This is a genomic window from Kamptonema sp. UHCC 0994 (assembly GCF_029167235.1).
Taxonomy (GTDB): Bacteria; Cyanobacteriota; Cyanobacteriia; order Cyanobacteriales; family Microcoleaceae; genus Kamptonema.
This window is the reverse complement of record NZ_JARFTR010000058.1, coordinates 1-8,656: the sequence shown is the minus strand read 5'-3', so window position 1 is coordinate 8,656 and position 8,656 is coordinate 1. Positions and strand designations below refer to the sequence as shown.

Annotated in this window: 8 protein-coding genes and 1 pseudogene; 7 read left to right on the top strand and 2 right to left on the bottom strand. The window is 44.8% G+C overall.

Going from position 1 to position 8,656, the window contains the following annotated elements; genetic code table 11:
- Positions 1 to 596, top strand: a pseudogene (locus PY364_RS05980) (hypothetical protein); the annotation flags it as partial.
- A gap of 100 nt (positions 597 to 696) precedes the next feature.
- Here the strand turns inward: PY364_RS05980 and PY364_RS05975 are convergent.
- Positions 697 to 1,509 carry a carbohydrate ABC transporter permease gene (locus tag PY364_RS05975; protein WP_275521329.1) on the bottom strand — a complete coding sequence of 271 codons (813 nt, stop codon included), beginning with the start codon at positions 1,507 to 1,509 and terminating at the stop codon, positions 697 to 699.
- Positions 1,510 to 1,714: 205 nt separating this feature from the next.
- On the opposite strand from PY364_RS05975, the gene PY364_RS05970 reads away from it, so the two are divergent.
- Together PY364_RS05970 and PY364_RS05965 are read left to right on the top strand one after the other, a co-directional pair.
- The gene (locus PY364_RS05970; RefSeq protein WP_275521328.1) at positions 1,715 to 2,410 is read left to right on the top strand and encodes an aldehyde oxygenase (deformylating); all 696 of its coding nucleotides are present in this window, start codon (positions 1,715 to 1,717) and stop codon (positions 2,408 to 2,410) included.
- A 184-nt stretch (positions 2,411 to 2,594) separates the two neighbouring features.
- On the top strand, positions 2,595 to 3,617 hold the full coding sequence (locus PY364_RS05965) for a long-chain acyl-[acyl-carrier-protein] reductase (protein ID WP_275521327.1): 1,023 nt from the start codon (positions 2,595 to 2,597) through the stop codon (positions 3,615 to 3,617).
- An 87-nt stretch (positions 3,618 to 3,704) separates the two neighbouring features.
- Here PY364_RS05965 and PY364_RS05960 read toward each other — a convergent pair whose 3' ends face one another.
- Positions 3,705 to 4,181: a tellurite resistance TerB family protein gene (locus PY364_RS05960; RefSeq protein ID WP_275521326.1), complete on the bottom strand. Its 477-nt coding sequence runs from the start codon at positions 4,179 to 4,181 to the stop codon at positions 3,705 to 3,707.
- Between the two features lie 174 nt (positions 4,182 to 4,355).
- Here PY364_RS05960 and accA point away from each other — a divergent pair, with 174 nt between their 5' ends.
- From accA to PY364_RS05940, 4 genes are all read left to right on the top strand, one after another.
- The gene (gene accA, locus PY364_RS05955) at positions 4,356 to 5,336 is read left to right on the top strand and encodes an acetyl-CoA carboxylase carboxyl transferase subunit alpha (RefSeq protein ID WP_275521324.1); all 981 of its coding nucleotides are present in this window, start codon (positions 4,356 to 4,358) and stop codon (positions 5,334 to 5,336) included.
- 187 nt (positions 5,337 to 5,523) lie between these two features.
- Entirely contained in the window at positions 5,524 to 6,246 is a 723-nt protein-coding gene (locus tag PY364_RS05950; protein WP_275521323.1) for an SDR family oxidoreductase, read from the top strand.
- A gap of 96 nt (positions 6,247 to 6,342) precedes the next feature.
- Complete coding sequence (gene folE, locus PY364_RS05945; RefSeq protein ID WP_275521321.1) at positions 6,343 to 7,071, top strand: GTP cyclohydrolase I FolE; 729 nt, start codon at positions 6,343 to 6,345, stop codon at positions 7,069 to 7,071.
- 88 nt (positions 7,072 to 7,159) lie between these two features.
- Positions 7,160 to 8,593 (top strand): phosphoglucomutase/phosphomannomutase family protein, encoded by a 1,434-nt coding sequence (locus PY364_RS05940; protein ID WP_275521319.1) that lies wholly within the window; start codon positions 7,160 to 7,162, stop codon positions 8,591 to 8,593.
- Positions 8,594 to 8,656: the final 63 nt, after the last annotated feature.

Genomic DNA, 8,656 nt, shown 5'->3' with positions numbered 1-8,656 from the left:
AAGCCGCGATCGCATCTTTGCAAGCTCAAATTGCAGAGTTGCAAAATCATCTGGAAACTCAAACTAGAGATAGCGTACCGTTAGAAAGTCATCAAACTTTAGAACAGCAATCTCAAGAACAGAAAGCAACGATCGCATCTTTGCAAGCTCAAATTGCAGAGTTGCAAAATCATCTAGAAACTCAAACTAGAGATAGCGTACCGTTAGAAAGTCATCAAACTTTAGAACAGCAATCTCAAGAACAGAAAGCCGCGATCGCATCTTTGCAAGCTCAAATTGCAGAGTTGCAAAATCATCTGGAAACTCAAACTAGAGATAGCGTACCGTTAGAAAGTCATCAAACTTTAGAACAGCAATCTCAAGAACAGAAAGCCACGATCGCATCTTTGCAAGCTCAAATTGCAGAGTTGTGGGTTCTGAAAAGTCAGACAAGTAATAGCATATCGCTGACAACTTATCAAGCTTTGCAGCGACAGTCTCAAGAACAAGTCAATACTATTAAGACCTTGCAAGAACAACTAGCTCAATTGCAAACTGTAGCTAGAATTGGCGAAACCAAGTTAAACAAGTGGCGCAACCGCACATTTTCTCGCTAGGAATTTCCAGCGGTATTCGATTTTAGATTTTGGGTTTAAAGTATCCAAAATCTAGAATCTTCTGTCAGAAAATCTGTGCTTCGACTAGAATTGATTGTATTCAATTCTTAATTCCCGTCGCCGCAATTCCTCGAATAAATTGCTTCTGACCCGCCAAAAACAACACCACCACAGGCAAAGTTGCAATTACAACCGCCGCCATTAACAACTGCCAACTACTCGTAAATTGCTCTTGAAACTCAGCTAAAACTAACTGCACAGTCCGTAACTCTGGTCGCGTAGTAAACACCAGCGGCTTAAACAAATCATTCCACTCCCCAATAAAAGCAAACAAACATAATGTCACCATAGCCGGACGCGCCAAAGGTAACATCACCAACCACAAAACCTGCCATCGATTCGCCCCATCCAAAGCCGCCGCCTCCTCCAACTCCACCGGAATTGAGCAAAAAAACTGGCGCATCAAAAAAATCCCAAACCCACTCGCCGCCGTCGGCAAAATCAGCGCCCCGTAAGTATTAAGCAAATGTCCGCACTTCAAAACCAAGAAGATAGGAATAACTAATAGCTGAAACGGAATTACCAGCGTTGCCAAAACCACCAAAAGCAAAGCTTGTCGCCCCCGGAACTGCAACCGGGCTAAAGCGTAACCAGCCAAAGCTGACGTAACCACCTGAAACCCCGTCACCGCCAGCGCCACCAAAGTAGAATTAGCAAAAGCTAGCAGAAAGTTCCCCCTGCGCCAAGCTTCGAGATAATTAGCTAGAGTTAAACCAGTTGCTTTAATAGAAGCTGGGGATAATGATGTAACAATTACAACAGCGAGGGGGATCAGCACCACAGCGGCCCCAAATAACAACAAAACCCAACTGAGCATTTCTCCTGCCCTGAATGTCTTAATTTTTTTAGCCATAAACGCTCTGAGTGAGGTAGGATGCCGAGTTTTTCACGCTTTGGGCCTCTGTAGCTTCGCGGAGTCCAACAAAACTGGTAAATTGTTCGTTTAAATAGGTAAAGTAAACTATAAGCTAAGTTAAGTAAAATAACTTTACCTTTGCCCCCAGATCCAAAGCTCTATTTAAGTATTTACTCTTTTGTGATGAGGAGACGACAGACCTATGCAGCAGCTTGAGGCCAGCCCAGCAATCGACTTTGAAACGGCAACCTACAAAGATGCCTACAGCCGGATTAACGCCATTGTGATCGAAGGCGAACAGGAGGCTTACGACAACTACATCAGACTGGGCGAAATGCTGCCTGACCAAAACGATGTGTTGATTGGTTTGTCCAAGATGGAGAACCGCCACATGAAGGGGTTCCAAGCTTGCGGTCGCAATCTTAAGGTAACGCCGGACATGGAATTTGCTAAGGATTTCTTCGCGCCACTGCACGGCAATTTCCAAGAAGCCGCCGCCGTAGGTAAGGTGGTGACTTGTTTGGTGATTCAATCGCTGATTATCGAGTGCTTCGCGATCGCAGCTTACAATATTTACATCCCCGTCGCCGATGACTTCGCTCGAAAAATCACCGAAGGCGTAGTTAAAGATGAGTACAGCCACCTCAACTTTGGCGAAGAATGGCTGAAAGCTCACTTTGAGGAGTCCAAAGCTGAAGTCGAAGCCGCAAACCGTCAAAACTTACCTCTAGTTTGGCGAATGCTAAACCAAGTCGAGGACGATGCCCACGTTTTAGGCATGGAAAAAGATGCCCTCGTTGAGGATTTTATGATAGCCTACGGCGAAGCCCTGAGCAATATTGGCTTTACCACTCGCGACATTATGCGGATGTCCGCCTACGGCCTCACTGCTGCATAACAATGGCTAATTGCTAATGGCTGATAGCTAATAGCTAATAGCTAAAGGCTAAAGGCTAATAGGGAAGAAAGAGTTTTGAGTTAACAATTTAATTCCATAACTCATAAGTACCAAATTAGCAATTAGCAATTAGCAATTAGCAATTAGCAATTCCACCTAACAACAGAAAACTGACTTTTATTTAATGTTTGGTTTAATTGGTCACTTAAGTAGTTTAGAGCACGCCCAATCAGTCGCAAAAGAGTTGGGCTATCCAGAATATGCAGATCAGGGGCTTGACTTTTGGTGCAGCGCTCCGCCTCAAATTGTTGATAATATCACTGTAACTAGCATCACAGGTCAAAAAATAGAGGGTCGATATGTAGAATCTTGCTTTCTGCCAGAAATGCTGGCAAATCGGCGTATTAAAGCAGCTACGCGCAAAATAGTAAACGCGATGGCCCATGCTCAAAAGCACGGTATAAATATCACAGCTTTAGGCGGATTTTCTTCAATTATCTTTGAAAATTTTAACTTGCAGCAGATTCAGCAAATTAGGAATATTAAGTTGGAGTTTGAACGCTTCACTACTGGTAATACCCATACTGCTTATATTATCTGTCGCCAAGTAGAAGAAGCCGCGCCTAAATTGGGAATAGATTTGTCTCAGGCTACTGTTGCAGTTTGCGGGGCTACTGGTGATATTGGCAGTGCAGTTTGTCGCTGGCTGAATCACCGGACAAATGTTAAAGAATTGTTGCTAGTTGCTCGCGATCGCGAACGCTTGCAAGCCTTAGAATCGGAATTAGGGCGTGGCAAAATTATGGATCTAGAGGAAGCTCTGCCTCTAGCTGATATTGTAGTTTGGGTAGCAAGTATGCCCAAGGGAGTTGAAATTAATCCCAAAGAATTAAAGCAACCTTGTTTGATGATTGATGGCGGCTATCCGAAAAACTTAGCAAGTAAAGTTCAACATCCCGGAGTTTATGTACTTCAGGGCGGCATAGTTGAACATTCCTTAGATATTGACTGGAAAATTATGAAAATAGTCAGTATGGATGTGCCAGCTCGTCAGTTGTTTGCTTGTTTTGCTGAATCAATGTTGCTGGAGTTTGAAAAGTGGTACACGAACTTTTCTTGGGGGCGAAATCAGATTACTCTTGAAAAGATGGAGATGATTGGGAAAATTTCTCTGAAACACGGATTTAGACCCCTGTTATTGTTTTAACAGTTAACAGTTAACAGATAACAGTTAACAGATAACAGTTAACAGATAACAGTTAACAGATAACAGTTAACAGATAACAGTTAACTGTTAACTATTATCCGTGCAGTTCTTGATGATCATTACCTCCATAATTTTTTGACCAATTTCGTCTTTAAGTTCTAAGGCTTCCCAAAGTTCAACTAGCAACTCTTGTTCCTCTTGGGTGAAAACTCCATCGGCTAAAACTAGATCGGCGGCTAGTGCAAAAGCTGTTTGTCGTAACTTAGGTGTCAGTCCGTTTTTGGCGGCCACGAATACATCCGAGGGTCTGTACTTATTTACCAATTCTAAAACTTTCTTAAAAAGTTCTTGGAATTCTTCGCGGGAATAAGCACTAAAAAGCCGGACGTGATTTGCAGCAAGTGTCTGTTTTTCTTCTTGGGCCATTTTGCCATCGGCGCTGACAGCTAATATAGAAATAGCCATTAGTGCTTCGGGTGCAGTTAGTTCGATGGTTCTTGCTTTACTGTTGGCAGTTCTGAAAAAGTCAGAAGATTTTGCATTTCCTTGACTTTGGTAGGACATAATTAATAGTAAAAGTTTGTTTAGTGTTGAGTTTACAGGATTGTACCCACAGAGCAATGCCCCGACCGATACAAATCGGTAGATTATATAGAACAGAGGCTTGGCGATCGCTGTTCACACCTGACAGGGTAGGATCGATCAAGACTAAATCCAAATTTTATCGAAATTCCTAGTGTGCCCAACGCTGACCGTAAACCCCTCCTATTAGAATTTGAAAAGCCGCTGGCGGAACTGGAAACCCGGATTAACCAGATTCGCCAACTAGCTGACGAAAATGGTGTAGATGTCTCCGAGGACATTCGCCAGTTGGAAGCGCGATCGGCCCAACTTCGTCAAGAAATCTTTACTGGCCTGTCGCCCATGCAACGGCTGCAACTCGCTCGTCATCCCCGTCGCCCTAGTACCCTCGATTATATTCAGGCAATTAGCGACGACTGGCTGGAGCTACACGGCGATCGCGGTGGTTCTGATGACCCCGCCCTCCTTGGTGGTGTTGCCCGCCTTGACGGCCGCCCTGTGGTGATTATTGGTCATCAAAAAGGTCGCGATACTAAAGATAATGTCGCTCGTAACTTTGGTATGGCTTCCCCTGGTGGCTACCGCAAAGCTATGCGCCTGATGGAACACGGCAATCGCTTTGGAATGCCGATTTTGACCTTTATCGATACTCCTGGTGCTTTACCCAGCGTTGAGGCAGAAAAACTCGGCCCTGGAGAAGCGATCGCCTACAACCTCCGAGAAATGTTTAGCCTTGATGTCCCCATTATCTGCACTGTCATCGGCGAAGGTGGCTCTGGCGGCGCTTTAGGTATTGGTGTCGGCGATAAGCTATTGATGTTAGAACATTCTGTTTACACCGTTGCTACCCCCGAAGCTTGCGCCGCCATTCTCTGGAAAGACGCAGGCAAAGCTAACTTGGCAGCAGAAGCCTTAAAAATCACTGCCGCAGACTTAAAAAATCTGGGTATCCTTGATGAGATCGTACCTGAGCCTAACGGCGGCGCTCACGCTCATCCCCTTAAGGCTGCTGAAATTTTGAAACAATCTTTGTTACAGAACTTAACTGAACTGACCCAGCTTACTAGCCAGCAGCGGCGGGAACTGCGATATCAAAAATTCCGCAAAATCGGTGTATTCACTGAAATTGCAGTTTAAATTTCCTTGGGAACCAGAATACTCTGCCAGCAGTGTTATAATTTTTCAGGAGACACAGATTTAACAATTCTTCATGTAAATCTCAGAATTACGGGTTTTCCAACGTGCATTGCCGAGAGCTTTCTGTTCTGCCTAAGAAAGCTGTAAGGCTCAAAAGACTTGCCCCACAAAAATATCGGCAAATTTGATGAATCATCCGACAACAAAGCAGGCTCTAATTACCGGAGCCAGCAGTGGTATTGGCAAGGCGACAGCTCTAGCCTTTGCAAAAGCAGGTATAAATGTGGCTTTGGTGAGCCGAAGCCCAGAAAAATTAGAGGCCGTAGCTTTAGCTGCTCGGCTTACGGGGGTAAAAGCAGAAGCCTATCCCTTGGACTTAGCCGCATTGGCAGATGTGAAATCGGGCATAAGTGCGATCGCAGGGGAATTCGGGCCCATAGATATTCTCGTTAACAACGCTGGCATGGGCTACACCGGCTCCCTGGCTGAAATCCCCCTAGCCGACTGGCAGCGAGTCCAAGACCTTAATGTTACCAGCGTATTGCAGTGCATTCAAGGAATATTACCAGGAATGCGCGATCGCGGCGGCACCATAGTCAACGTCGTATCCATCGCTGGCAGCCAAGTATTTCCTAACTGGGGAGCTTACTGTGCCAGTAAATTCGCTCTATTGGCCCTTTCTAAAACCCTAGCAATGGAAGAACGCCGACACGGAATTCGCGTAACAGCAATTTGTCCGGGTTCCGTCAATACTGCCATCTGGGATACAGAAACAGTTCAAGCCGACTTCGATCGCACTGCAATGTTAACCCCAGAAGTTGTCGCCGAGTCAATTCTCTATACAGTCCAGTTACCTGCTGGCGCAGTCATTGAAGAATTAACCTTAATATCCAACGCTGGAGTCTTCTAAACAATTAAGAGTTAAAAATTAAAAATTAATAAATTGGTAAAATTTTTAATCTTCAATTTTTAATTGTTTTATCCTTTACCCTCACACAAATTACCCATGACTATCGCATCTCCTAACGGTTCTAATCGCTCGAATTCCCTGTCACCTAACAGCGTGAAGCTATCCGAAACAACAGGGGACGCACCCGGAATCTCTACCCGACCAGACCGCAATTCCTTAAACGGTCAACCCCATTTACCCGTACAATCAGAAGTAAGTAGCGAAGAAATGATGGCCGCCGTGCGGACAATGCTGCTGGGAGTTGGAGAAGATCCCGAACGCGAAGGCTTACTGAAAACTCCTAAGCGAGTAGCAGAATCAATGCAGTTTCTCACTAGCGGCTATAGCCAATCCCTAGAAGAACTTCTCAACGGTGCTATTTTTGATGAAGGTCATAACGAGATGGTATTGGTTCGCGACATTAGTGTATTTAGCCTTTGCGAACACCATATGCTACCCTTTATGGGCAAAGCTCACGTCGCCTATATTCCTAATCAGAAAGTAGTAGGACTTAGCAAATTAGCCCGGATTGTGGAGATGTATGCCCGCCGCTTGCAGGTACAGGAAAGGCTGACGCGCCAAATTGCCGAAGCAGTTCAGACAATTTTGGAACCGAAGGGAGTAGCTGTAGTCTTAGAAGCCAGTCATATGTGTATGGTGATGCGCGGCGTGCAAAAACCTGGTTCTTGGACTGTTACGAGTGCTATGCTGGGTGAATTCCAAGAGGAACAAAAAACTCGCGAAGAATTCCTTAACTTGATTCGCCATCAACCAGCATTCTTTTAATTGTTAACGGTTAACTGTTAACTGTTAACTGTTAACCGTTAACCTATTACTAATTACCAACTAACCACTAACAATTAACAAAATTAATATGGCTCAACCGATAAAATTTGGTACTGATGGGTGGCGTGGAGTAATTGCTGACGATTTCACCTTTGAGCGAGTAGCAATAGTGGCTCCGATCGCAGTGCAAATCTTAGCACAGGTTTATGGCGATACTACCACCAATAACAGGATGGCGATCGTTGGTCACGATCGCCGTTTTTTAGCTGAAGAATTTGCCCTTAAAGCTGCTGAAAGCATCCAATCCGCAGGGTTTGATGTGCTGCTGACGGATACTTATGCTCCTACTCCTGCTTTCAGTTTAGCTGCTTATCAGCAGAAAGCTTTGGGCGCAATTGTGATGACGGCTAGCCATAATCCCGGTAAGTATTTAGGGTTAAAAGTCAAGGGGGGATTTGGCGGTTCGGTTTCCCCGGAAGTGACTGAGCAGATTGAAGCTAGGTTAGCAGATCCGGCGATCGCATCACCAACTTTAGGAAAATTAGAAAGGTTCAATCCTTGGCCGAGTTACTGCGAAACTTTGCGGGGGATGGTAGATATTAATGGGATTCGGGAAGCGGTTTCTTCTGGTAAACTAACAGTATTTGTCGATGTCATGCACGGTGCGGCGGCTGGCGGATTGGCTCAAATCTTGGAAGTACCAGTTAGGGAAATAAATAGCGATCGCGATCCTTTATTCGGTGGCGGCGCACCGGAACCTTTACCCCGTTACCTTTCCGAATTGTTCCGCGTCATCCGCACTCACCAACGCGCTGAGGGTGGTTTGGCGATTGGTTTTGTATTTGATGGAGATAGCGATCGCATCGCTGCTGTTGATGGCAATGGCAACTTTTTGAGCTCTCAAATCTTGATTCCAATATTAGTAGAACATCTTGCTAAGCGGCGAGGATTTACTGGCGAAGTCGTTAAAACTGTCAGCGGTTCCGACTTATTTCCGAAAATTGCTAATTTGTACAATTTGCCTCTATTTGAGACACCCATAGGTTATAAATATATTGCCGATCGGATGTTAACAACTCAGGTTTTAGTTGGTGGCGAAGAGTCGGGGGGAATTGGTTATGGAACTCACATTCCAGAGCGCGATGCCTTACTTTCTGCGTTATATTTGCTAGAAGCTGTGGTGCAATCTGGAGAAGATTTGAGCGATATTTACCGCCGTTTGCAACAAGAAACTGGCTTTCATTCAGTTTACGATCGCATAGATTTACCGCTGGCGAGTATGGAAGTGCGATCGCGCCTTTTAGAACAATTGCAAAGTCATCCTTTAACAGAAATTGCTGGACAGGCTGTGGTAGATTGCAATACGGTTGATGGTTATAAATTTCGCTTAGCTGATGGTAGATGGTTGTTAATTCGTTTTAGCGGTACTGAGCCCGTTTTGCGGCTTTATTGCGAAGCAGCTACCTTAGAGCAAGTGCATGAAACTTTAAACTGGGCCAAGAATTGGGCAAATCAATTTTAATAGAAGGAAGAGAGATTTAGTTATCTATACGTAACGCCGCCTTCTAGGCGGTTAGAATACCGC